The following is a 23739-nucleotide window of genomic DNA, read 5'->3' on the forward strand; positions in this document are numbered from 1 at the left end:
CTTTTGCAGTTTCAGTAATGCGTAAACAGGATTTTTTACAAAATACTTCAACCAATATTATAGAGTCGCTTACAAAAATTGGTGGTGTATCAACTTTATCAACCGGGCCTGCCATTTCCAAACCTGTAATAAGGGGATTAAGTTATAACCGGGTACTTACTATAAATGATGGTGTACGCCAGGAAGGACAGCAATGGGGCGATGAGCATGGTATTGAAGTGGATGAAGCCAGCGTAAATAAAATTGAATTATTAAAAGGTCCGGCTTCAATAATTTATGGCAGCGATGCAATGGCCGGGGTGGTAAATATTGTTACCAATGTGCCAGTGCAAAACAATACTATAAAAGCAAATATTTCCAGTAATTTTCAAACCAATAATAAATTAAGAACGCTTAATGCAAATATTGGAGGCAATAAAAATGGTTTCAACTGGAATTTATATTCTTCCAACAAAGCGGCAGGTGATTATAAAAATAAATACGATGGGCCTGTGCACAATTCAAAATTCAACGAACATAATATTGGTGGTTATGTTGGATACAATGGCAACTGGGGCTACACCCATCTGTTAGTAAGTAATTTTAATTTAAAAGCAGGTTTAACAGAAGGAGATAGAGATGCCGACGGCTATTTTATTAAACCAGTTGCCGGTGGCGGCGATACCAGGGCAACCGATGCAGATTTTAAAAGTACCACACCACAAATTCCTTATCAGCATATCAGGCATTTTAAAATTGCTACTGATAACAGTATAAAAATAAACAACAACCGTTTGGCTTTTAACATTGGTTTTCAAAATAACCAAAGAGAAGAGTTTGGTAATATTGATGACTTAAATGAAAGGGCTTTATTTTTCGATTTAAAAACAATTACCTACACCGGTCAGTTTCATTTTGCAGAAAAAAATAATTGGAAAACTTCTATTGGTGTAAATGGTATGCAGCAAAATAATACCAATAAAGGTGTGGAGCAATTAATACCTGATTATAATTTATTTGATATTGGCACTTATGTTTACACACAAAAAACAATTAAAAAAACCACACTAAGCGGTGGTGTTAGATACGACAGCAGGAATGCATCGATAAAAGATTTGCTTGATGGTGGAAGTGTAAAAGGTGCAGCGTTTACAAAATCTTTTTCCAACTTTTCGGGCAGTGTGGGTTTAGCATCGCAGCTAACAGAAAAATTAAATATAAAATTTAATGCGGCAAGAGGCTTCAGAGCACCCAGCATTCCTGAGCTGGCAAGCAATGGCGCACACGAAGGCACTATACGTTACGAGTACGGTGATGCCAATTTAAAAAGTGAAACCAGTTTACAATTTGATGGTGGGTTAGAATACAACGCAGAGCATATATCTTTTGGCATAACTGCATTTTTAAACAGCTTTGATGATTTTATTTTTTACAGAAAATTAGAATCTGCACTTGGCGGAGACAGTTTAGTTAATGTGAACGGCGATTTATTAACTGGTTTTAAATTCGATCAGCGTAAAGCATCTTTGGCAGGCTTTGAGGCCACAGTGGATATTCATCCGCACCCATTGGATTGGTTGCATATTCAAAATACATTTTCATTCGTAAATGGAAAGTTTGCCCAAGCTATTGAAGGGTCTAAAAATATTCCTTTTATTCCTGCACCAAAATTAGTAACAGAATTCAGGGGAGATTTTAAAAAAATAAGTAAGGGTGTTCAAAATTTTTATGCAAAAGTGGAGCTGGATAATACATTCAGACAAAACAACATTTTTACTGCATACAATACCGAAACAAAAACGCCGGGTTATACTTTGCTTAACGCAGGTATTGGTGCCGACTTTATTTCAAAAAAAGGAAATCAATTATTTACTTTAAATTTTAGTGCTATAAATATTACTGATATGGCTTATCAAAATCATTTAAGCCGTTTAAAATATGCTGCTGAAAATTTAGCCACAGGCAGAACAGGTGTTTTTAATATGGGAAGAAATTTTAGTGTTAAATTAAATATACCCCTGAGTTTTACTCTTTAGTTGTCCGCTGATTTCGCAGATAGCGCAGATAATACAAATAAGTTAATGAGGTTTAGAAATCTTATTAACTTATTTTTTTCTTCTCTTTACCCACAATAAAAAACCCGTGATGCTTAGTAATGCAGATGATAAACCAAATAAGCTGTAAATAATTTTTATGGGCATGCCGCCATATTTACCCATGTGCAGTTGAGAGTTTATAATGTCATACCTGTCGGCTGCGTCTATTTCATTTATAAATCTTGTTTTTGAAATATTACCTGTGCTGTCTAAAAAAATAACATCGGCAAATTTTTTAGAGTGGATAAAAGCATTGGTGTTATTACTGCCATAAACAGCTGTTTTACCTTTTTTGCTTTGAGCAAAATAAATTACATGACCTGTAAAATTGGGATGAAGCTTTTGCAAATTATTATATGCCGAATCAAAATTAAAAAACAAACTGGGTGAAGGTTTTATAGTGTTTACCCAATCATTGCTTTGATAAAATTCTTTTTTAAAAACATACCGCTGCATCCAAAAGCCTGTAATACCAATCATTAAATTAAACAGCAGTGCCCAGGTGCCAATTATTTGATGAAGATTGTTTTTTTTCCAAACTGCTTTTTTAAATAATACAACTGTAATAATATTTTTTCTGTAAATAATAATTCCTGTTAGAATACTTATTAAAAAAACCAGGGCAAAAAAACCTAAAAGCCATTCACCTTTTTTACCTGCATGAAATGAATTATGGAATTTGGAAAGCCAACCCATAAAATTATTTTTAAAATCTTCGCTGCCGCCTCTTATTTTTAAAATGCTTCCTGTTTGCGGATGTACAAAAACCTGCAACGCTTTTGTGCCATTTTTATAAGAGGAATCATAAATAGAAAAAGAAAATGCCTGCTGATTATTTTCAGCAACAGCACAACTGCTTATAACGGCATGCGGATATTTTTGCTGCGCTAATGTATAGCAACTGTCAACTGATAATATTTTGTTGCCTGTTTTAAGGGGAAGAAAAAACGGCTTTTGCACCGCATCAATGTTATCCTGAAAGACCAATATTGCTCCCGACAAAGACAGGGCTAAAACAAAAATACCAGCAAACAAACCGGCAACAGCATGAACAGTGACAAGACCTTTATTTTTCATTAATTAATATTTGGCCAAAAAAAGCAGGTTGCAATAATACTATTAAAAGATAAATAATACACAATACATTTTCATATTTTACCCATTAGATATTGAATCTACCCGGTTAAAAAAAATGTCAGGTTGAGCTTGTCGAAACCGGTGCGGTGGCCAACCCGCCTTCGACAAGCTCAGGCTGACAGTATTCCTTCAATGTCTGATTGGCATTAATTCTATCTTGACTTAATAAATGTATGCATATAAAAAAATTCTGCTGTACATTTATTATATGTTAGAAATAAACATCAACACACCGGCATTACTTTTTCCCGCCATTACTTTATTAATGCTGGCTTACACCAACCGTTTTTTATCGCTGGCAAGTTTAGTAAGAAAACTGCATGATGAATACCAGCATGGCGAAAAAGAAAAAAATATTTTAAACCAGATAAAAAATATCCGCAGCCGGCTTAACCTTATCCGTTACATGCAGGGCCTCGGCATTATGAGTTTTTTGTGCTGCGTTTTGTGTATGTATGCAATTTTCAGGGGCTGGGTGCAAGTATCGCACTGGATATTTGCAGCAAGCCTTATTTTTTTGCTGGGTTCCATTATATTTTCATTAATAGAAATTAATAAAAGTACCAAAGCAATTGAATTGCAGTTGAGTGATATTGAAGAATTAAGTAAAGGAAATATATTTAATGATATTTTTAAAAATACTGAAAGCTAAAAATCAAACTCTGTAGGTTTGTGTTTTTCAAAATCCTCATCATAGCTAACAAAAAAACGGATATACAATACACGGCTTATCCGCATGAGCCAGGGCTGTATTACAATTAAGAAAAGTATATTTAATCCCAGCCACCAAAAAATACGGTTATCTTCTGTAGATACACCGATTAAAACGAACCAAGCAACAAAAGTTGCGACAGAAATGGCTACAGCCAAAGCATAACTTACATAACCGGTGCCATACCAAAAGCCATTTTCCAAATCGTATTTTTGGTTGCATACAGGGCAATGCTCTGGCATATCAAAAATGTGAGAGAGTTTTAATTTACGGTAAGCATTGCTGTCGTTAAACATAGGGCCACGCCTGCATCGTGGGCATTTCATGGTAACAATGCTCCATAAATTATTGGGCTTCGGTTTTTTTACTGCTGTCATGCTGCAAAGATACCCAATTAAAAAGGGACGTTATGCCAATAAGATATTGGATCTATCCGATTAAAAAAATGTCAGGTTGAGCCTGTCGAAACCGGCTCTAAAGAAGCACAACGGCTTCGACAAGCTCAGCCTGACACTCCAATGGAATAGAAGTTTTGTCATTTGCAAAGAGCTTAAAAAAAATTTTGTGAGTGCCTCAGGCCTGACAGTATGATTTTAGTGTCTAATTGATTTTACTTTTTGTCAAACTTCCACTTAAAATATATCATGGCAATAATCATAGAAAGCACAATGCCATTAGTGGCCATGATTGGGTAATCGTTTATAAGAATGCCATACAACAACCAGAGCGAAACATTTAAAAATAAAAAAAATAAGGTAAGAGAAGAAAGATCTTTCGCCGATTTTGTTTTCCAAATTTTTATTACCTGTGGTAAAAAAGTAATGGTAGAAACAAAACCTGCAGCTGTACCAATAAATCCTATTAATGTTACTGACATAATTATTTTTTATCAGGTGGTAGTTATTTTTTTTCTCTCGCCAATTTGCTGGCGCCACATAGCAAAGTACAATCCTTTTTCTTCAAGTAAAGATTCGTGTGTGCCGGTTTCTACTACTTCTCCTTTTTCTAAAACATAAATCCTGTCGGCATGCATTATAGTACTTAAACGGTGTGCAATTAAAATAGTTATTTGTTCTTTCGATGCTGAAATATCACGAATGGTATTAGTAATTTCTTCTTCAGTTAAAGAATCCAGTGCCGATGTAGCTTCATCAAAAATTAATAAATGCGGTTTGCGCAATAAGGCACGTGCAATAGATAAACGTTGTTTTTCTCCACCGCTTAATTTTAATCCGCCTTCACCAATCATGGTGTCTAATCCTTTTTCGGCACGGGCAACTAAATTAGTACAGCTTGCTTTTTGCAGTGCATCATTCAGCAATGCATCATCCGCTTTTGGATTAACAAACAATAAATTTTCTTTTATAGTGCCGCTGAATAAATTGGTATCTTGTGTTACAAAACCGATCTGGTTTCTTAAGTCATCAAAATGTATTTCTGTTTCATCTAAATTATTATACAATATTTTTCCTTCCTTTGGCCGGTATAATCCTACCAATAATTTCATTAAGGTAGATTTACCGCTACCGCTGGGGCCAACAAAGGCAATTGTTTCACCCAGCTTTGCATCAAAACTAATATTATCGATAGCTTTTTGCGACGCTGTTTGATGGCGGAAGGCCACGTTTTTAAAAGATAAAGTTTCAATGCTGCCCAATGGCTTTGGTTTAAGCGGTTCCAGCTCCGGCGCCTTCTGCATCAGGTTATGAAAATTATTTAACGAAGCTTCGGCCTCACGATAACTTAATAAAATATTACCTATTTCCTGCAACGGGCCAAAAACAAAAAACGAAAATATCTGCATGGTAACCAACTGGCCGGCATCCATCTGCTTATGAAAAATCAACCACATTAAAATAAATAAAATTACCTGGCGCAACGTATTTACAAGTGTGCCCTGTATAAAACTTATACTGCGTATGCGTTTTACTTTAGTTAACTCCAGCCCCAAAATTTTATAGGTATTTTTATTCAACCTGCCTACTTCCTGCTGTGTAAGGCCAAGACTTTTTACCAGTTCAATATTTCTTAACGATTCTGTAGTGGAACCTGCCAGTGCAGTGGTTTGCCCCACAATGGTTTTTTGTATTACTTTAATTTTTTTGCTCAGCAGGTTAGTGATCATCGTTAACACAAAAATTCCTACAAGATATGCTACCGGTATACTCCAGTGAATAAAAAGTGCTGCATAAACAAAGACAAAAACAATTCCTACAATTATACCAAACAAAATATTGATACAGCTGATCATAAATTTTTCTACATCGGTTCTTACTTTAGTTAAAACCGAAAGTGTTTCGCCACTGCGCTGGTCTTCAAATTCCTGGTAAGGTAATTTCATGGCGTGTTGTAACCCATCCGTAAAAACTTTTGCGCCAAATTTTTGTATTACAACCTGTAAAAAATAATCCTGGAAATTTTTTGCAATCCGGCTGATCATAGCAACAGAAATGGAAGCAGTAAGCAACCAAACAATACCATACAGTGTTTCTTTTCTTCCTAATTTATTTATCCAGTCAAACTTTCCCCAAAAATAATCCTGCTCAACCAGGTTGCTGGTATTTTGGTGGTAGTTAGCTAAGTTGATCAGCTTACCTAAAATAATAGGATCAATCAAAGAAAAACCAATATTGATGGTAGCTAAAAAAAGGGTTAACACAACAAGCCATTTGTGCGGCTTAAGATAGTGCAGTAAAATCTTCATAAATAAAATTTATAGAAACAGACGAGTATTCAGGAAAGCAAATATCGTACAAGTAAATTAATTATGGCAAGATGGCAGAGGGGAACAATGAATAATGGATAATTGATAATGAAATAATGGATAATTTCCGTAACTCGAATGTTCTAATGAATTAGAAACATTATTAATTATCCATTAAAAAATTATCCATTAAAACTTACGCTCCCCACCCTTCCCTGTCCAAACTTCTATATTGAATAGCTTCGGCCAAATGCTCCGGCTTTATATCTTCGCTGGCAGCAAGATCGGCAATGGTGCGGCTTACTTTTAAAATTCTGTCGTAAGCACGGGCAGAAAGATTTAATTTTTCCATCGCCACTTTTAATAAATTTTGCCCGGCGGTGCTGATGATACAAATTTCTTTTAATTGCTTGCTGCTCATTTGTGCATTGGCATACACACCTTCATTATTCTTATATCTTTCGTGCTGTATATCTCTTGCTTTAATTACCCGTTCTCTTATACTTTTACTTTTTTCGTATTGTTGGGTAGATGATAATTCACTGAACGCAACAGGCGTTACTTCTACATGCAGATCAATCCTGTCTAACAACGGGCCCGATATACGGCTTAAATATTTTTGTACAATGCCCGGGCCGCAGGTACATTCTTTTTCAGGATGATTAAAAAAACCACAGGGGCACGGATTCATAGATGCGATCAACATAAAACTTGCAGGAAAATCTAATGCAGCTTTTGCCCTGCTGATAGTTACTTTTCTTTCTTCCATTGGTTGACGCATAACTTCCAAAACTGTTCTTTTAAATTCGGGCAGTTCATCTAAAAACAATACACCATTATGAGCTAAAGAAATTTCGCCGGGTTGTGGATTGCCACCACCGCCAACTAAAGCAACATCACTAATTGTATGGTGCGGCGAACGAAAAGGCCGCTTAGAAATTATAGTTGCATTCTCAGGCAACTTACCTGCAACGCTATGAATTTTTGTGGTCTCCAATGCTTCCTGCAAACTTAGTGGCGGCAATATGGTAGGTAAACGTTTTGCCAGCATTGTTTTTCCTGCACCGGGCGGACCAATTAAAATGGCGTTATGTCCGCCTGCTGCAGCAATCTCCAAAGCCCGTTTAATATTTTCCTGCCCCTTCACATCGCAAAAATCAATTTCAAAATCAATTTGTGCATTCGCAAATTCTTCTCTTGTATTTACTATTGTTGGTTGTAAAGAATTTTCATCTTTAAAAAAATCGATCACTTCATTAATGTGGCCCACGCCATACACATTTAAGTTGTTCACCATTGCACCCTCTCTTGCATTTTGTTTAGGTAGCATCAATCCTTTAAAACCTTCTTTACGGGCTTGTATGGCAATTGGCAAGGCGCCTTTTATGGGGCGTATTTCTCCATCCAAACTCAGCTCCCCCATAATTACATACTCACTTAATTTTTCTACATTTTCAATTTGCTCTGTTGCACCTAATGTACCTATGGCAATGGGCAGATCAAAAGCAGTTCCGGTTTTTCGTATGTCCGCAGGCGCAAGGTTTACCACTAACTTAGTACGTGGCATAAAATAATGATTGCTCTTAATGGCACTCTCCACCCTTTGCAAACTTTCTTTAACGGCGCTATCGGGCAGGCCTACAATAAAATAATCTTTACCCTGGTTGTTTACACTTACTTCAACAGTAATGGTAATGGCCTCTACTCCGTAAACTGCACTGCCGAAAGTTTTAACTAACATAATTTAAAATAATAAAACTGAAATTAAGGAAAATTTGGGGCTGTGGGCAATACCTAAAAAATAAACTTTGGTTCCGCCTGTCCCGATTATTTCGGGAGCTTTACGCTTCAATCTTTTGTTTCGTGCCTCACAAAAGGATTTCCGCTGCAATCCGGCAGCCATTGAGCAGAAAATCTTTATTCGGCTTTTTACCGAAGCGAATTATTGAAGCAGGTATTTTTAAATATTGTATTGCTGATATAGTTTTTTTTCTCTGCTTATTTGATATCGCAATTTGCTACGTTAAATTTTTATCCCTCACTATGCCGATGAGAGATACAGGCTACGATAAAACAACCAAGCACCATAGGTCAATATTATTAAGCTAAGCATTTTGTAATGACCTCACCACTCCCAATAAATCGTGACTTCAAAGGAAAGAGAACTGGAATTGGGAATTTAATAATTTAAATACCACAAACCTAATGTCACCCCTTCGGGGTTATGGTTTTCATTCCGCAATTACTATATTAATATCATCCCTTAAGGATTTTAAAGCCTGAAAGGCTAACATTAATGTAGTGAACAATTAATAATTGCAGTAAACCCCGAAGGGGTGATAGTAGAATGCTTTGTTTTTAAAGAACAATTAAAAAACTAAAACAACTTCTTATTTAATATTATTTTTACTAAAACATCTTTTATGAAACTGCTACTATTGCTTTTCTTCACCATCATTATTTCTACTTCATTATTGGCGCAAAATCAAAAGCGGGAAGGATTTTATACAATCCCTGATTCCATAAAGGCAACTGGCTTTATTACCGATGTTATTATGGTGAATAAAAAAAATCCCAAGCGAATGGGTGCTTTTATTATTGCTGATCATAATTTTTTAGGGTTAATGAAAAATAAAACCAAAAAAACAATAGATTGGCATTTTAGTGATCATCTTGAACTGAAACCTACCATGCAGCAATGGTCATACGATTGGAAATACAACGAAACTTATAAGCTGCTATTGTTAACCGCTATCGATTCTGCATCAAGCACAAGGCTTTACTCGGGCTATATCTTTTTTCCTAAAGAAAATAAATGGAAGCTTCTTGCCACACAAACTTTTAATGACACCGCAGGAATAAAAAATATCCGGGCAGCTAACACCAATACTAAAAAATATGCAGCCACCTTCAGCAACCGCTGGTTGTTACGCAGCAATAATACCTGGAAGGCATTAGACAGCCAAACTACAAAACCACCCGTGCTGCGGCCGATGAGCAATATCGACAGCGCAGCACAACAAAAAATTGAAGAAGAAAATTTAATTACTAAACTGCCTAAAGACAGTGTTACTTACAAAGAAGGTATTTTTTATCAGCACATAAAAGAAGGCACTGGAAGATTGGTAAACATTACCGACACCGTAGTAATATTTTACAAAGGCTGGCTGTTTAGCGATGGCAGCATATTTGATGAAACCAAAGAAAAGCCGGCCACTTTTCCTTTAAGCCGTTTAATCAGAGGTTGGCAAATTGGTGTGCCGCAATGTAAAGTGGGTGGTAAAATAAGGTTGTTCATTCCCTCGGGCAGTGCTTATGGCATACGCACATTTGCAACTGATATACCGCCGAACAGTACCTTGGTGTTTGATGTGGAAGTGGTTGAGGTGAGGGAGAAGAGGTGAAAGGAATTTTGTGTGCTATTGATTGCATACACATGCATCTGCGAAGCATAAGATGAATTAATTTAAAAATCTGCCTTTATTTGTTTCATCAGATTTTCCAATATCAGTTGGATATAAAGCCATCCAAAATTTTAAATACTTACCGCCACCAGCAGCTGTAGCGGCTTCATTTGCTTTGTTAATATTATAAATCCATTGGTCTTCCTTCATTTCAAAAATTATATCCAAGGGACATATTCCGTGAATCAAAAAAGCTTCCAGAAATTTATCACTATTTGCCGCACAATGAAATGTTACTAAATCATAATCCCAATATGCTAGTATTACAATTTCTGCATTTGATTTATCAATTGCCAATAAATCTTCTCCAAATACCCATCCTATCAGAACAAACCTATCAGTTTCACTTACCTCTTCATTAAAAGATATTGAACTAGCGATGCTAATACAAGCACACTTATATTCCTCAATTAATTGTATAATAATATTATTACTTAAGGAGTTCTCATTAGTCTTTTGAGGATAGAATGCCTCAATTAAGGATTTAGAATAATTATCGCTAAATCCATTTCTATGCAGGTTTGACTCATCAAATGCCAAACTATTTAATTTACTAATAAACTCTGAAGCGTTCATAAACTTGTATTATTTAATCTCATCCTACTGGTGAAGAGTCAACAGTATTAATCAATTGACTGCACTTGAGACCTTATCAATAAAATACTATCCAAATTTTTAATATTTTGTAAAATAATTGTATCCGCAGTAAATTTTAAAATTCGCCTTTCAAAACCCTCTACAAATAAAGAATTATCTCCCGAAAAATGCCAGCTTGAATCGCTATACACAATATCTCCAGAATAAAAAATCCAGCGTTCTCCTTTGCGATCATAAACGTAAGATCTGCACTTATTGCCTGTAGAAAAACTATAAGCACCTTCTCTACCATCAATCGGATAATTGTACCAATCCCAATATTTAATACTGTTGTTAGTCAAAATATTTTCTCTTACATTGTCCCGGCATGCAATAAAAATTATGAGCAGAGGAAAAGCAATAAGAAAAGATTTAAAAATTTTCATTGTTAATTATGTCTTAAGCAATTAAAAATCCATATTTTTTTCCTAGCCATTGTTTATGATTCCAAAACAATTCTACATCATTAAAGCTCAATAAAGTTATTCTGTACAAGAGTGCGACGCCACTGCAGCCAAATAGAATTCCTTAAGCCCGGCTCAAAAAAAACCTACAACTTCTCCAGCATCTCCACCACACCTTCCCTCTTCAAAATCAAATAACCCAACCGGTCGTTACTAATACCATCTTTTAACTGGTAACTAAAATACAACTGCTCATTCACCACGGCTGTTGGTCGAATGAATTATTATTTATTTGTTATAGCATAGTATTAATATTTATTCAACCCCCATAACATCCAAATAAACAAAACATTTTGAAGCTAAGATGGAAAATTTGCCAACAATAGTTTGATATTCAGATTCACAAAACTTATCAATTAAATCAATTTTGCATGTTAATTTATAGTAAAAAAATGAGCGAACTGTTTTACTTTCTATTTCATCATTTTTTAAAATACTTGCTAATTTTAAAATATTTTTTTTCGAGTATGATTTAAAGGAAACTCTTAGTTTGCCAAAAGCTACTCCATCGATTTTGCTTAAATCAATTACAGTATTTACATTTTTTAAATCTTTAATCATCTTACTAACCATTAAAATATATCAAATTACCTACAACTTCTCCAGCATATCCACCACACCTTCTCTCTTCAAAATTAAATAACCCAGCCTGTCGTTGATGATGCCATCTTTTAACTGGTAACTAAAATACAACTGGTCGTTGGCAACAGAAGTTTCAAAATATTTAAATTGTATGTTGGGGTATTTTTTTAAGCCTTCGCCAATTTCGTATAAATGTGTAGAGAGGATGAATAAAGAATTTTTTATTTTAAGCAGGCCTTCAATTACCGTGCTGCTGCACTTCATGGCATCCTGTACGTTGGTGCCTTTAAAGAGTTCGTCAATTAATATCAGCCATTTTTTGCCGTCGCTTATTTTATCGATCGTTTTGCGAATGCGCTGCACTTCGTTAAAAAAATAACTTTCGCCCTGTACAATATTATCCACTACGTTAATATTACTGAGCAGGCCATCAAATAAAGTTAACTGCATTTCCTGCGCCGGTACACCCATGCCCGTATGTGCCAAATAAACAGCAACACCAACCGCTTTTATAAAAGTGCTTTTGCCACCCATGTTGGCCCCGGTTAAAAATAAAAAATTTTCTTTTTGGTGTAACGTAACGTCGTACGATACCGGCGTAGGCAACAAGGGATGAAATAATGCTGCCGCTTTTATCACCGGCACCTCCGCATCAATAAAAGTGGGAAAGCATAAATTATATTTATTGCAGGCGCAGGCCATACTGTAAAACGCATCAAGGCGGCTGTAAATTTCTATCAGCTCCAGTGCTTCATGCTTAAATCTTCTTTTTAAAAAATGGCCCAGCGCCAGCAATTGTTGTTTGGATATTTCTTTACTGTCATCAAACTGCAGCATTGCCTGCAGGCCGGGTTTGTTAAGGCGTATTTTTATTTGCTCCACCAAAGTTTGTAATAATGGCGGATTATTTTCAGCCTGTAATAAATCAATTACCTGCTGCAAGCCAATAAAAAAATCTTTAAAATGTTTTACCGAGTAGCGGATAAAAGAAAAATCTGGTGCGCTAAAAACGCTGTAATAAACACTGCTGATGTAATTGGGGTTATGCGGAATTTCTTCGATGCCTGTTTCGTAAAATTTTTCAACTACCATTATGGTGCCGTTGCTTACCAATGTATTTTGCCATTGGGCGTTAACGGAAATAATTTTTTTTATGGTCAGCTGTGTTTCGGTAATATCTTTTATGCTGCCGAAAGGCGTATTTAAAAAATAACGCAGCCATTCTTTACCGCCAATTGTACGGGTAAAATTTAAATAATGAAAAACAGATTGCTCTTCTTCAATATTAAAAATAGATAGATCGGTAAGCGTTGTTTTATCTGCCTGCATGCCCCAAACCCCTAAAGGGGCTTATTTTAGTTTATAAATTATGTTACCTGTTAAATTTTAAACGTTTGCCTTTTACACTTTCATTCCACACGCCATTGTTATACACCAACTGGCCGCTTACCATTGTTTTTTCTATAGATGCATTAAAGGTAAAATTCTCTAAAGGGCTCCAGCCGCATTTGTATAAAATATTTTCTTTGGTTACGGTATGGGGTTTATTCATATCCACCATAACCAAATCGGCAAAATACCCTTCTCTTATATAACCACGTTGTTCTATTTCAAAACAATCGGCAACGGCATGGCTCATTTTTTCTGCAATTTTTGTAAGGCTTATCCTTCCATCCCGGTAATGATGCAACATCATTAATAATGGATGCTGCACTAAAGGTAATCCTGCATGGGCATGCTCATAGTCACCAAGCCCCATCCCATCCTTCCCCGAATGGGAAGGGGCCGCACTCTGAAAATTGTTACTGTATCCTTTTTCAGAAAGCAAATGCGGTGCATGATCAGTGGCTATAACATCCAGCCTGTCATCCAGCAATGCTTTCCACAACGCTTCTTTATTATGCGGTGCTTTTATGGCAGGGTTGCATTTTATTTTATAGCCTAGTTGTTCGTAATCATCTGCCGTAAAATGTAAATGATGCACACAAACTTCGGCTGTTATTCTTTTATCTTTTAAAGGAACCATATTGCCAAACAACTGTAATTCTTTTTCTGTTGAGATATGGAGAATGTGTAAACGGCTGTTGTATTTTTTTGCAAACTGTATGGCCGTTAACGAACTTTCGTAACAGGCTTCTTCATTTCTTATTAATGGATGATCGGCTGCTGTTAAAATTTCTTTTCCTTTTTTTATTTTTTCATAGTTCTGTTTAATAATTCTTTCGTCTTCGCAATGTGTTGCTATCAGCATTTCGCTTTCGCTGAAAATTTTATCCAGTGCCGTATGGCTGTCCACCAGCATATTGCCGGTACTGGCTCCCATAAATATTTTTACACCGCACACGTTTTTTTTATGGGCATTCATTTTAAGCACTTCGTCAGCATTACTATTGCTGGTGCCCATAAAAAAAGAATAATTGGCTAAAGAAGTTTGTGCAGCAATCTTGTATTTATCCTCTAACAATTCAACAGTTAATGCATTGGGAATGGTGTTGGGCATTTCCATAAAACTGGTAACGCCACCGGCTACAGCAGCTTTACTTTCGGTATAAATAGTTGCTTTGTGTGTAAGTCCCGGCTCCCTAAAATGCACCTGGTCGTCTATCACACCCGGAAAAAGATGCTTTCCTTCTCCATTAATTTCTATCAAATTGCCTTTGGCATCAATACTGTTGCCCACACGTTCTATACGTTCGCCATTGGTTAAAACATCCAATGTTTTTATTTTTCCCTCATTTACAACCTGAATGTTTTTAAAAAGGTATTTTTGCATATCTTGAAATTACTGTACCGTTAAAAATAAAATATTTAAATGCAAATTATTAAAAGCTTTTTCAAACTGCTGTTTTTTATTTGTCCTGTTTTTGCAACAGCACAATCTACCTACACTAACCAGGGCGCTAAAGATATTCATTTTGTAGAACGGCTGGAAATTAAGCAGCAAACCAATACGCACCTCAACTTTAGTACATTAAGACCCTTTAACCGCAAAGCCATTGTACGCCAGGCCGAATTTTTAGATAGTGCAAGAATGGGTTACGCCGACAGCACCGGAAGAGATAAATATTGGGAGTGGACAGATCTGGACCTTACGCCTGTGGATGAATACAACCTGAACAGCTTTTTAATGAATAATACGGAATGGGTAACGGGAAAGACAGAAAATTTTATGAGTAAGAAAGCCCTGTTCAGATCATTTTATAAAACAAAGGCAAATTTTATTGAAGTAAAAAATAAGGATTTCTTTTTAGCAATAAACCCGGTAATTCAATTTCAGCAGGGTTTTGAAAGTGGCTATAACAAATCGATATTTTTAAACAGCCGTGGCATTACAGCCCGTGGTTTAATCGGCAATAAAATTGGTTTCTCCACTTACCTTACCGATAACCAGGAGCGTGGGCCACAATTTTTTCAGCAGCAGGTAAATAAATTCAGGGCAGTGCCCGGCGTAGGTTTTTACAAACCTTTTAAAACTGCCGGTGTTGATTATTTTGATGCAAGAGGGTATATTACATTTGCTGCAGTAAAAAATTATGTAGATGTGCAGTTTGGTTACGATAAAAATTTTATTGGCAATGGTTACCGCAGTTTATTTTTAAGCGACTGGGGCAACAGTAATTTATTTTTAAAATTCAACACTAAAATCTGGAAATTTAATTACCAGAATTTATTTATGGAGCTGATGCCGCAATTTAAAAAAAGTGGCGATACTTTGTTAGACAGGAAATATGCCGCCATGCATCACCTGAGCATGAACGTAACCAAGTGGCTTAATATTGGGCTATTTGAAGGCGTTATATTCGGCAGAAAAAACCGTTTTGATTTTCAATATTTAAACCCGATAATTTTTTACCGCCATATTGAAGGCACTGTGGGCAGCCCCGATAATGCCGTTGCCGGATTAGATTTTAAAGCTAACGTTGCCCACAAGGCGCAATTTTACGGGCAGTTTTTATTAGATGAATTTATTTTATCGGAAGTAAAAAATAACCCCACCAGCTGGGTAAATAAATTTGGCATACAACTGGGTGCAAAATATGTAGATGCTTTTGGCGTACGCAATTTGGATGTGCAGGTAGAAATGAACCGTGTAAGGCCATTCACTTATTCGCATAATGATACTATTTCAAACTATACACATTACAATCAGCCGCTGGCGCATCCGCTGGGGGCCAACTTTCAGGAAGTGCTAACCGTAATTAATTATCAGCCTTCGCCAAAATGGTATATCACTGCAAAAGCAATTTATTTTTACCAGGGGCTAGACAGTGCCGGCAGAAATTTTGGCAGCAGCCCTTTTAAAGATTATACCACAAGGCCAAGGCAAACTGGTTTTAAAGTGGGCAGCGGCGATAAAGCTACCTGCTTTAACGGAATGTTCCAGGTTTCTTACGAAGTAAGACAAAATTTGTATTTTGATCTTTCTTTTCAATACAGAACTTATAAAATTGCAAGCATTGCCAAACAAACCAATACCAGTTTAGTTACTGCAGGCGTTCGTTTAAATATGTTTAAAAGAGATTACGATTTTTAATAAAAAAAGATCAAAGCATTAACCCACACTTTCCAATGAAAAAAACTATTTCCATAACAGCTGCTTTTATTTTGCTCTGTATTTCATCGGGTGCACAAAAAAAAGAAAAACTCAATTTACCGTTAGATGGTATCTGGTGTGGTTTTTTTGATGAGAAGAAAAAACAAACCCACATGATGCATACCGTAAACCGGTTTGCATTTATTGAAGCCCGGCCGGAAAAAAATCTGGAAATGATTTTTTCTTTAGATTTTGAAACCGGTAAAATAATCGACACCCCTTTTACCAATCAAATAAAACAGGCCGGCGATACTTCTCCTATCACCTTTACTTTTTTTGAAGATTATGAATTTTCTCCTGACGATTCTAAAATTTTAATTAAAACACAAATAGAACCGCTCTTCAATACTTCTACCAAAGAGTTTAATTATGTATGGGATATCCCTAAAAAAGTAATGAAAACCGTTAGTGCAGAAGGTAAACAATGGTACAGCAGCTTTTCTCCCGACAGTAAAAAATTAGCTTACATAAGAGAAGGGAATTTGTTTATAAAAGATCTGCAAACAGATATGGTACAGCCCGTAACCTTTGATGGTGCCATGGGGCAAAATTTATATGGTATGGCCGATGCGTTGTACGAAAATAATTTTGGTATGATGCAGGCATATCAATGGAGCCCCGACGGCGAGTACATTGCCTTTCTACGTTTTAATGAAACCGCTGTAAAATATTTTCCCATTTCTTATTACGACAGGGTTTACCCTGAAACAAATAAACAGCGTTACCCCAAAGCCGGCGAAATGGTGCCGGAGGTTTCGGTTTTTATTTACAACATTAAAAATAAAATAATGACACCGGTTGATTTGGGATTAAACCCCAACCAATATGTTACCGGCATTAAATGGCAACCCGATAATAAAGCCTTGTATGTGCAGCGTTTAAACAGAACGCAAACAAAATTAGATCTGTTACGTGCCGAAATAAAAACCGGCAACACAAAAATTATTTTTACCGAAACAAAACCTGATTATATAAAAGTGCAGGCAAATAATATTTATTTTTTGCCCAGCCGTAATAGTTTTTTATGGCTTAGTGAAGACAGTGGTTACAACCAGATCTACGAAGTAAATTTAGCTACAGCAAAAAAAATAAAAATAATCAAAGGCGATTGGGATGTGTTTGAAATTAAATCAGTGAATGAAGGCAGTGGGGATATATATTATACCGGCAACGAATCGGGTGTAAGAGAAAAACATTTGTACAAAATAAATATTGACGGTACCAAAAGAAAAAAATTAACCGATGGTGATGGTTACCATAATGTACAGATTACTGCCAACAACCGGTATTTTATTGATGATTACAGTTCTGTAAATACACCATCATCTTTACAAATGTATAATACCGATGGCCGTACTATAAATGTAAAATTACTGGAGAATAAAGAATTGAAATTTAAAATGAGTGACTACAAAATTCCTAATGCGGAATTTGTAAACTTCAGCAATAATAAAAAAGATGACTTGAAAGGATGGGTTATAAAACCTTTTGATGCCCCTGTAAAAAAAATGCCTGTAGTAATTTATGTATATGGCGGCCAGGGCAAACAGGAAGTAACAGATAAGTGGGATGATAAAGCCACTTTAACCATGCGGTATCTTGCCAACCAGGGTTATTTGGTGGCTTGCATAGATCCACGGGGTACGCCGGGCCGTGGCGAAGCTTTTAGAAAAGCCACTTACAAAAAACCGGGTGATGTGGAAATGGAAGACATTATTGCATTTAAGAATTATTTAAAAAATAATTATCGTATCGACACTGCAAATATTGCCATAATGGGTTGGAGTTACGGCGGCTACTTAGCTGCGTTAGCTGCAACAAAATATGCCGGGCAGTTTAAAGCTGCTGTTGCCATTGCGCCGGTTACTAACTGGCGCCTGTATGAAAATGTGTACGCAGAACGTATGCTGCAAACACCCGGCGAAAATGCTGAAGGCTATAACAATGCATCGCCGGTAAATTTTGTAAACAATTACCAGGGCGGTTTATTATTATTGCATGGAACGGCAGATGATAATGTGCATTTTCAAAATAGTATGGAGCTAAGCAAGGCATTAATACAAAACCGTAAACAGTTTGACGAATTATTCTATCCTGATTATTTACATAACATCAGCGATAACAGCCCCAACTCTGCAAGGATACATTTGTTTACAAAGATTAGTGATTTTTTAAGAACACAATTTTTACCTGTTCCTGTAACTACAGGTAAAAAATAATTACTCTACCGTTATAGAAAAAGTAATGGTACGGGAATTTATCTTATCAATTACATTGGAGAATTTAAGGTCTTTATCACGGGCATGTAAATTGCCGAGGCCCCAGCCAGTTTTTAGTTCTGTTGTTAAAACAAAATAAGGATAATAAAAGTGAAAGCCCAACCCTGCTTCAACACCATAATCTAAGCGGTTGAGCTTAATAAGATTTTCTGCTTTTTTTGCACCGGCATTCGCCGCCATATCATATTCTGCTTTTACGCCGCCTAACATATACACTTTAAAATTTCCTATTCTGTCGCTGCTGAATTTTATTTGTATAGGCAACGTTAAAGAAATCGATTGCACTTTTTTTATAGTGATGGAATCTTCTCCACCCGGCCTGTCGGGATATTTTAAATTATACTCAAAAGCCTTTTCGGTAAAAGTTAAATTAAGCGGATAAGTGCGAAGATTAAAATGTTCACTCAATCTTTTATCTACCAGCCATGCTAAGTTTAAGCCGGTACTATTAATACTTTCTACCACCATTACACTATCACGCTGCATAAAAATGGGATGGTGGCCAAAGCTGAAGTGAGAGCGGTTTAAACCAAGGTTAATACCAAAATGATAAGGCTTATCATCATGATCGGGCAAATTAAGTCCGTTCCTCAATTGAGCACTGCTCAAAAAAGGGCAAAGCATTAAACCGAGAATAGTATACACTATTTTGTACCGCAATAAATACTGCATATGCCTAAACTAAGGGGTTTGCTATAAGTGTTTAAATATCCCAGGTTATCCAGGATTTGAGTAAAATTTTTGCCTTCAGGAAATTTTTTAATTGATGCGTCGAGATATTTATAGGCGTTGCGGTTTTTAGAGAATAATTTGCCCACATTGGGGCATATCACCTTCATATATAAATTGTAAATGCTTTTTACTATTGGCATTTTGGGCTGGCTGAATTCCAGCACTACTAATTTTCCTCCCGGTTTCAGCACCCTTTTTATTTCACTTAATCCCTTCTCCAAGTGCTGAAAATTACGCACCCCAAAAGCCACAGTTACGGCATCAAACGTAGCATCTCCAAAATTTATTGTTTCGCTGTCGCCATTTAACAACTCTATAATCCCGTTTAACCCTTGTTTTGCAATTTTCTGTCTGCCTATTTCCAGCATACCATCACTAATATCTATGCCAATAATTTTTTCGGGTTTTAAAATACCCGATGCAATAATGGCCACATCGGCTGTGCCGGTTGCCACATCTAATATTTTTTTGGGATGTAATTCCTTCAACTGCCTGATGGCTTTTTTTCTCCAGCCAACATCAATACCTGCGCTTAAAAAGCGGTTTAAAAAATCGTATTTAACTGCAATATCATCAAACATATCAGCTACCTGCTGCTTTTTGCTGCTGTCGCTGTTTTTGTATGGCACTACAGTATCATGTGCAAAATTGGTCATAATATGCAAAGATAACAGGTTTTCAGTTCGGGGGTTTAGTCGTTTAGGGTTTAGACGTTAAGAAGCTGCCAAATAAAAACAGTAAACTCAGCTATCTTTGCGGCATGCAAATTAAATGGGCCAAATATGTTATCAGCAGCCCCGATTATACCAAATGCCCGCCAGCAGATAAACCTGAATATGCGTTTATTGGTAGAAGTAATGTAGGCAAATCTTCTTTAATAAATATGCTGTGCAATTTTGAAAAGCTTGCCAAAACTTCATCGGCACCGGGTAAAACACAACTCATCAATCATTTTATAATAGAATCCTCTTCGGCTGCTACTGCCGATGCGGCAGAAATAAAAAAAGCCAACTGGTATATTGTGGATTTGCCCGGTTATGGTTTTGCAAAAGTAAGCTTACGAAGCCGCCGCCGCTGGGAGCAAATGATTGAAAATTATTTGCGAAAAAGAGAAAACCTTACCATGGTTTTTGTTTTAATAGACAGCCGCCATTCGCCCCAAAAAATTGATTTGGAATTTATGGATCAATTAAGAAAATGGGAAGTGCCTTTCAGCATCATCTTTACCAAAACAGATAAAGAAAGCCAAAGTATTGTAAGTAAAAACATAAAAGATTTTTTTAGTGCTATGAAAAAAACCTGGCAGTTTTTACCGCAGTATTTTAGCAGCAGTGCTGTAAAAAAAAGTGGGCGGGATAAAATTTTAGCGTTGATTGAAGAGAAGAATAAAGAAAAAATATAAAATATAAGAGCGACAGATTTACTATCCGTAATTTTTAGCTACAGCGTACGTTTTTAAAAAAGTACAAATTTAATTCACCACCTTATTTGCACAACTGCTGCTGGCAAATGCTTCGGGTTTGGCTTTAAAGGCAAAGCCCATTCCTAAAATGTAACCCATTGCTTCACGTAAGGCCTCATTACTTTTAAACTGCGGATTGGTGTTAATGTCGGCATGTACTTCCATATCAACATTATACTCCGTAAAAAGATTGCAGAGTTCGTAAGCAATTTCAATGCTTTTTGCAACTTCTACCAGCATCCTTTCTTTAATGCTGTACTTGTGCGTTGTTTTTTCGTTGTGAATAAACATAAAGCCACCATGGCCTTCACGTAAAAAAACAATTACAGTTGCAAACTCGGTTTCTTTGCCTTTTACCTGGCTGTCGGTACCAATACAAACTTTTAAATGAAAACCATTAGCTGTTTCTCTTTTAATAGCATTTTCAACAGCATCTTTAATGGGAAGTTGGATGGGGTCTCCGTTAAATTTTCTCCATAACATAAAAATGGGTTTTCTAAAGTTACTAAGAAAAGCCCAATAAATACAGCCCCTAAATCCCCTGAAGGGGACTTTGTAACAGTTTTTAGAATTTAAGTAGTATTAAAAAAACAAAGATTAACTATTTGATAATTGAAAAGAAGTAAGAAGCTATGAACTTTCCGAAAGCCGCCTTCAGGGGGTTGGGGGCCCTGCATAAAAAAGGGCCAGCCCCTAACGCTGACCCTTAACTTACACATGAATCTACCTTACTGTTTTAAAATCCGTTCTGTTTGATTTTTATTATTGCTGGTCAGTTGAATAATATATATGCCATTTGGCTGGTTACTGATATCTATTTTGTACGACCCCGCTACCCCAATTCCTTTACCTATTATTCTGCCATTAATATCACTCAATATATATTGGTGGGTTACCGGCGAATAAACAGTTAAGCCCCTATGTATAAACGTTGATACTTTAAAAATATTATCTTCTTTATTAAGCCCTTTTAAAACAATTGTGTTAGAATACACTGTTTGATCCAGCACCGATATCACTTTTAAGCGGTAATAAATTTCGGCGCCTTTAGCAGGGTTGTAAGAAAAGCTTTTAGCTGTTGCATTTACAGTTGTAAGGTTGTTATAATTAATACCGTCAACTGATGTTTGTACTGTAATTGTTTTTATGGCTTCGTCTGCAATAATATTCCAGCCAAGGTTATGCTTACTGTAATTATTGTTACCGGTTAACGATACATCATGTATGGGCAATGCACCGGTAAATCCACTTAAAGTATAAGAACCCATGCTGCCATATTCACCCACATTTAAATTACCTGTTCCATCAACTTTAAGATAATAAATTCCGGCACTCAGCATGGTATCGGCAGTTACGCTCATGCTGCCGGCGGGGTCATAAGTTTTTATAAGTATGCCGGCTGCATTATACAACTCCAGTTTAATATCGAGGTTTGCGCCAATATAATTAGCACCAACATTAAATGGTATTGCTGTTAAATGCAAATTGGTATTTTGCAAGAAGGTTAATTTAAATGCATCCCTGTCTGTGTTGGTAGCAATAATTCCGTTTTTTGTAAAACTTCCGGCAGATAATGCTGCAGTGGATAGATTCATCGTTTCGGTATAATCATCTGCTCTGTAACCAAAACCATTTAAGGTGGTTATCATAGAAAGGTGATCCTGTAAATTAGTACAACCATAAGGCGTTGGCCCGTTATTCCAGCTGCTCATATTTTTATAATAGCTGTTGCCCATAATTGGTGCCCAGCCATCTTCACCACTGCCTGCACCAGAATGATAGGTTTCAACTGGTGTAGGACAACTTGAAACATCGTATCTTGACTGGTGTGATAACCCCAAAGCATGGCCGCTTTCGTGTGAGCAGCATTCGCCTACCATTTTAGGACTGTTGGGCCCAAGCCTGTCGCAAAAAACAAAACCGGGTGTATCATCGCCCCAAACAAAAGAACCAATGTATGCCACACCGCCAACACCGCCGTACCAGCCACTTGTAGGTGTAATAATTATGCGTATGCGTTTAGTTAGTGGTGCAGCTAAAAATACTGCAGAGTCGGTTGTAATATTAATATCAAAGGGGCGAAAATCTTCTGCAGTGCGGTTAAATGCTTCTGTTATTTGTGTTTCCGACATGGTAGCTGCAACACAGTTTATTGGCGAGCCGGCATTCCAAACAACGCTTTGAACATAGTGACCGTCAAAATCGAGAAAGATAACTGCTGTTGCACCGGGCAAACTGTTTAGTTGCGGTACTGCGAAAGATTTAATTGAAAAAAATAATGCAAAAGTAAGACTTAGGGTAAGGTATAGTTTTTTCATTAAGGTGGATTTAGGTATATTTTAAGGCTGTGTATTTTTTATTCAGGGTCAATTATGGCTGCAATCCTGCATTACTTTATCGGTTTCTATTTTTACAAGTTGATAATTATTAAAATTGTCTTTTTTGAGTTCGTACCCATCAAAATATTTTCTATTAATGATACGGCCAACATAAGTAATGCTGTTATCTCTATTGGTAATTTTAGACAGTACAAAAATTGCATCTGCAAACAATGGCGATTTTATTACAACAGTTTGCAGGTTATTATACTTAACTATATTACTTGTAACTGTACCGTCAATTAAAAAATTATCAGAGAAAGCAACGTTGATGTTTTGATTAACTGCCGCAGCAAATACTTTACTTAATTCTGTTTCGGAACAATTTATTTTAGAAGGAAAATTGCTGAAAAGCTGAGCTTTTGTTCCGTTTGCATTTTGAGAAAAGGCTGTTGCAGAAAATAAAGTACACAGCAGGGTGATGGTTAAAAGTATAGGGTGTTTCATAGTCAGGATTTTTTATGTGATTGAATAAACAAGTCACATATAACCTGAACGGGGCGCTATTTATTTTATTTTA

Annotated in this window: 21 protein-coding genes; 6 read left to right on the forward strand and 15 right to left on the reverse strand. The window is 36.3% G+C overall.

What is annotated here, in order from left to right:
• On the forward strand, positions 1-2015 hold a 2015-nt coding region (locus ACY651_RS06075; protein ID WP_462250758.1), incomplete at its 5' end, for a TonB-dependent receptor.
• A 69-nt stretch (positions 2016-2084) separates the two neighbouring features.
• On the opposite strand, the gene ACY651_RS06080 is transcribed toward ACY651_RS06075, so the two are convergent.
• A complete protein-coding gene (locus ACY651_RS06080; RefSeq protein ID WP_462250760.1) occupies positions 2085-3152 on the reverse strand; it encodes a PepSY-associated TM helix domain-containing protein in 1068 nt (355 codons plus the stop codon).
• A gap of 268 nt (positions 3153-3420) precedes the next feature.
• Here ACY651_RS06080 and ACY651_RS06085 point away from each other — a divergent pair, with 268 nt between their 5' ends.
• Entirely contained in the window at positions 3421-3864 is a 444-nt protein-coding gene (locus ACY651_RS06085) for a DUF2721 domain-containing protein (RefSeq protein WP_462250762.1), read from the forward strand.
• Here ACY651_RS06085 and ACY651_RS06090 read toward each other — a convergent pair.
• The 4 genes from ACY651_RS06090 to ACY651_RS06105 form a co-directional block, all read right to left on the reverse strand.
• The gene (locus ACY651_RS06090) at positions 3861-4301 is read right to left on the reverse strand and encodes a DUF983 domain-containing protein (RefSeq protein ID WP_462220345.1); all 441 of its coding nucleotides are present in this window, start codon (positions 4299-4301) and stop codon (positions 3861-3863) included. The two genes, ACY651_RS06085 and ACY651_RS06090, sit on opposite strands and share 4 nt — an antisense overlap.
• A 233-nt stretch (positions 4302-4534) precedes the next feature.
• Complete coding sequence (locus ACY651_RS06095) at positions 4535-4801, reverse strand: SemiSWEET family sugar transporter (RefSeq protein WP_462219597.1); 267 nt, start codon at positions 4799-4801, stop codon at positions 4535-4537.
• Between the two features lie 12 nt (positions 4802-4813).
• Positions 4814-6628, reverse strand: coding sequence for an ABC transporter ATP-binding protein (locus ACY651_RS06100; protein WP_462250764.1), 1815 nt, complete (start codon positions 6626-6628; stop codon positions 4814-4816).
• A 196-nt stretch (positions 6629-6824) separates the two neighbouring features.
• Positions 6825-8369, reverse strand: a complete 1545-nt coding sequence (locus ACY651_RS06105) for a YifB family Mg chelatase-like AAA ATPase (protein ID WP_462250766.1) — start codon at positions 8367-8369, stop codon at positions 6825-6827.
• A 682-nt stretch (positions 8370-9051) separates the two neighbouring features.
• Between ACY651_RS06105 and ACY651_RS06110 the strand changes: the two genes are divergently transcribed.
• Positions 9052-10032: an FKBP-type peptidyl-prolyl cis-trans isomerase gene (locus ACY651_RS06110; RefSeq protein WP_462250768.1), complete on the forward strand. Its 981-nt coding sequence runs from the start codon at positions 9052-9054 to the stop codon at positions 10030-10032.
• A 57-nt stretch (positions 10033-10089) separates the two neighbouring features.
• On the opposite strand, the gene ACY651_RS06115 is transcribed toward ACY651_RS06110, so the two are convergent.
• The 5 genes from ACY651_RS06115 to ACY651_RS06135 all read right to left on the reverse strand — a co-directional run bounded on the left by ACY651_RS06115 (position 10090) and on the right by ACY651_RS06135 (position 14547).
• Positions 10090-10668, reverse strand: a complete 579-nt coding sequence (locus ACY651_RS06115; protein ID WP_462250770.1) for a hypothetical protein — start codon at positions 10666-10668, stop codon at positions 10090-10092.
• Between the two features lie 47 nt (positions 10669-10715).
• The gene (locus tag ACY651_RS06120; protein WP_462250772.1) at positions 10716-11114 is read right to left on the reverse strand and encodes a hypothetical protein; all 399 of its coding nucleotides are present in this window, start codon (positions 11112-11114) and stop codon (positions 10716-10718) included.
• A gap of 333 nt (positions 11115-11447) precedes the next feature.
• Complete coding sequence (locus ACY651_RS06125; protein ID WP_462250774.1) at positions 11448-11753, reverse strand: hypothetical protein; 306 nt, start codon at positions 11751-11753, stop codon at positions 11448-11450.
• Positions 11754-11783: 30 nt separating this feature from the next.
• On the reverse strand, positions 11784-13103 hold the full coding sequence (locus tag ACY651_RS06130; protein WP_462250776.1) for a MutS-related protein: 1320 nt from the start codon (positions 13101-13103) through the stop codon (positions 11784-11786).
• A gap of 43 nt (positions 13104-13146) precedes the next feature.
• Positions 13147-14547 (reverse strand): dihydroorotase, encoded by a 1401-nt coding sequence (locus ACY651_RS06135; protein ID WP_462250778.1) that lies wholly within the window; start codon positions 14545-14547, stop codon positions 13147-13149.
• A gap of 39 nt (positions 14548-14586) precedes the next feature.
• On the opposite strand from ACY651_RS06135, the gene ACY651_RS06140 reads away from it, so the two are divergent.
• Positions 14587-16308: a capsule assembly Wzi family protein gene (locus ACY651_RS06140; protein WP_462250780.1), complete on the forward strand. Its 1722-nt coding sequence runs from the start codon at positions 14587-14589 to the stop codon at positions 16306-16308.
• 35 nt (positions 16309-16343) lie between these two features.
• On the forward strand, positions 16344-18587 hold the full coding sequence (locus tag ACY651_RS06145) for a S9 family peptidase (RefSeq protein ID WP_462250782.1): 2244 nt from the start codon (positions 16344-16346) through the stop codon (positions 18585-18587).
• Here ACY651_RS06145 and porT read toward each other — a convergent pair whose 3' ends face one another.
• Complete coding sequence (porT, locus tag ACY651_RS06150; protein ID WP_462250784.1) at positions 18588-19292, reverse strand: type IX secretion/gliding motility protein PorT/SprT; 705 nt, start codon at positions 19290-19292, stop codon at positions 18588-18590.
• Positions 19292-20035: a bifunctional demethylmenaquinone methyltransferase/2-methoxy-6-polyprenyl-1,4-benzoquinol methylase UbiE gene (gene ubiE, locus ACY651_RS06155; protein WP_462250786.1), complete on the reverse strand. Its 744-nt coding sequence runs from the start codon at positions 20033-20035 to the stop codon at positions 19292-19294. Before ubiE ends, porT begins: the two co-directional genes overlap by 1 nt.
• A 104-nt stretch (positions 20036-20139) precedes the next feature.
• On the opposite strand from ubiE, the gene yihA reads away from it, so the two are divergent.
• Entirely contained in the window at positions 20140-20781 is a 642-nt protein-coding gene (gene yihA, locus ACY651_RS06160; protein ID WP_462250788.1) for a ribosome biogenesis GTP-binding protein YihA/YsxC, read from the forward strand.
• 69 nt (positions 20782-20850) lie between these two features.
• Here yihA and ACY651_RS06165 read toward each other — a convergent pair whose 3' ends face one another.
• The 3 genes from ACY651_RS06165 to ACY651_RS06175 form a co-directional block, all read right to left on the reverse strand.
• Positions 20851-21324, reverse strand: coding sequence for a ribonuclease H-like YkuK family protein (locus ACY651_RS06165; RefSeq protein WP_462220572.1), 474 nt, complete (start codon positions 21322-21324; stop codon positions 20851-20853).
• 245 nt (positions 21325-21569) lie between these two features.
• Positions 21570-23159, reverse strand: a complete 1590-nt coding sequence (locus ACY651_RS06170; protein ID WP_462250790.1) for a T9SS type A sorting domain-containing protein — start codon at positions 23157-23159, stop codon at positions 21570-21572.
• Between the two features lie 48 nt (positions 23160-23207).
• A complete protein-coding gene (locus ACY651_RS06175) occupies positions 23208-23666 on the reverse strand; it encodes a hypothetical protein (protein ID WP_462250792.1) in 459 nt (152 codons plus the stop codon).
• Positions 23667-23739: the final 73 nt, after the last annotated feature.

The organism is Ferruginibacter sp., from assembly GCF_031391665.1.
GTDB lineage: Bacteria > Bacteroidota > Bacteroidia > Chitinophagales > Chitinophagaceae > Ferruginibacter.

Excerpts from the sequence above, each read along its gene's own strand:
- ACY651_RS06110 (WP_462250768.1), top strand. The coding sequence starts at position 9,052 with ATGAAACTGCTACTATTGCTTTTCTTCACCATCATTATTTCTACTTCA.
- yihA (WP_462250788.1), top strand. The coding sequence starts at position 20,140 with ATGCAAATTAAATGGGCCAAATATGTTATCAGCAGCCCCGATTATACC.
- ACY651_RS06175 (WP_462250792.1), bottom strand. The coding sequence starts at position 23,666 with ATGAAACACCCTATACTTTTAACCATCACCCTGCTGTGTACTTTATTT.
- ACY651_RS06165 (WP_462220572.1), bottom strand. The coding sequence starts at position 21,324 with ATGTTATGGAGAAAATTTAACGGAGACCCCATCCAACTTCCCATTAAA.
- ACY651_RS06100 (WP_462250764.1), bottom strand. The coding sequence starts at position 6,628 with ATGAAGATTTTACTGCACTATCTTAAGCCGCACAAATGGCTTGTTGTG.
- ACY651_RS06095 (WP_462219597.1), bottom strand. The coding sequence starts at position 4,801 with ATGTCAGTAACATTAATAGGATTTATTGGTACAGCTGCAGGTTTTGTT.
- ACY651_RS06085 (WP_462250762.1), top strand. The coding sequence starts at position 3,421 with ATGTTAGAAATAAACATCAACACACCGGCATTACTTTTTCCCGCCATT.
- ACY651_RS06130 (WP_462250776.1), bottom strand. The coding sequence starts at position 13,103 with ATGCAGGCAGATAAAACAACGCTTACCGATCTATCTATTTTTAATATT.
- ubiE (WP_462250786.1), bottom strand. The coding sequence starts at position 20,035 with ATGACCAATTTTGCACATGATACTGTAGTGCCATACAAAAACAGCGAC.
- ACY651_RS06120 (WP_462250772.1), bottom strand. The coding sequence starts at position 11,114 with ATGAAAATTTTTAAATCTTTTCTTATTGCTTTTCCTCTGCTCATAATT.
- ACY651_RS06080 (WP_462250760.1), bottom strand. The coding sequence starts at position 3,152 with ATGAAAAATAAAGGTCTTGTCACTGTTCATGCTGTTGCCGGTTTGTTT.
- ACY651_RS06105 (WP_462250766.1), bottom strand. The coding sequence starts at position 8,369 with ATGTTAGTTAAAACTTTCGGCAGTGCAGTTTACGGAGTAGAGGCCATT.
- ACY651_RS06090 (WP_462220345.1), bottom strand. The coding sequence starts at position 4,301 with ATGACAGCAGTAAAAAAACCGAAGCCCAATAATTTATGGAGCATTGTT.
- ACY651_RS06140 (WP_462250780.1), top strand. The coding sequence starts at position 14,587 with ATGCAAATTATTAAAAGCTTTTTCAAACTGCTGTTTTTTATTTGTCCT.
- ACY651_RS06145 (WP_462250782.1), top strand. The coding sequence starts at position 16,344 with ATGAAAAAAACTATTTCCATAACAGCTGCTTTTATTTTGCTCTGTATT.
- ACY651_RS06125 (WP_462250774.1), bottom strand. The coding sequence starts at position 11,753 with ATGATTAAAGATTTAAAAAATGTAAATACTGTAATTGATTTAAGCAAA.
- ACY651_RS06170 (WP_462250790.1), bottom strand. The coding sequence starts at position 23,159 with ATGAAAAAACTATACCTTACCCTAAGTCTTACTTTTGCATTATTTTTT.
- ACY651_RS06115 (WP_462250770.1), bottom strand. The coding sequence starts at position 10,668 with ATGAACGCTTCAGAGTTTATTAGTAAATTAAATAGTTTGGCATTTGAT.
- ACY651_RS06135 (WP_462250778.1), bottom strand. The coding sequence starts at position 14,547 with ATGCAAAAATACCTTTTTAAAAACATTCAGGTTGTAAATGAGGGAAAA.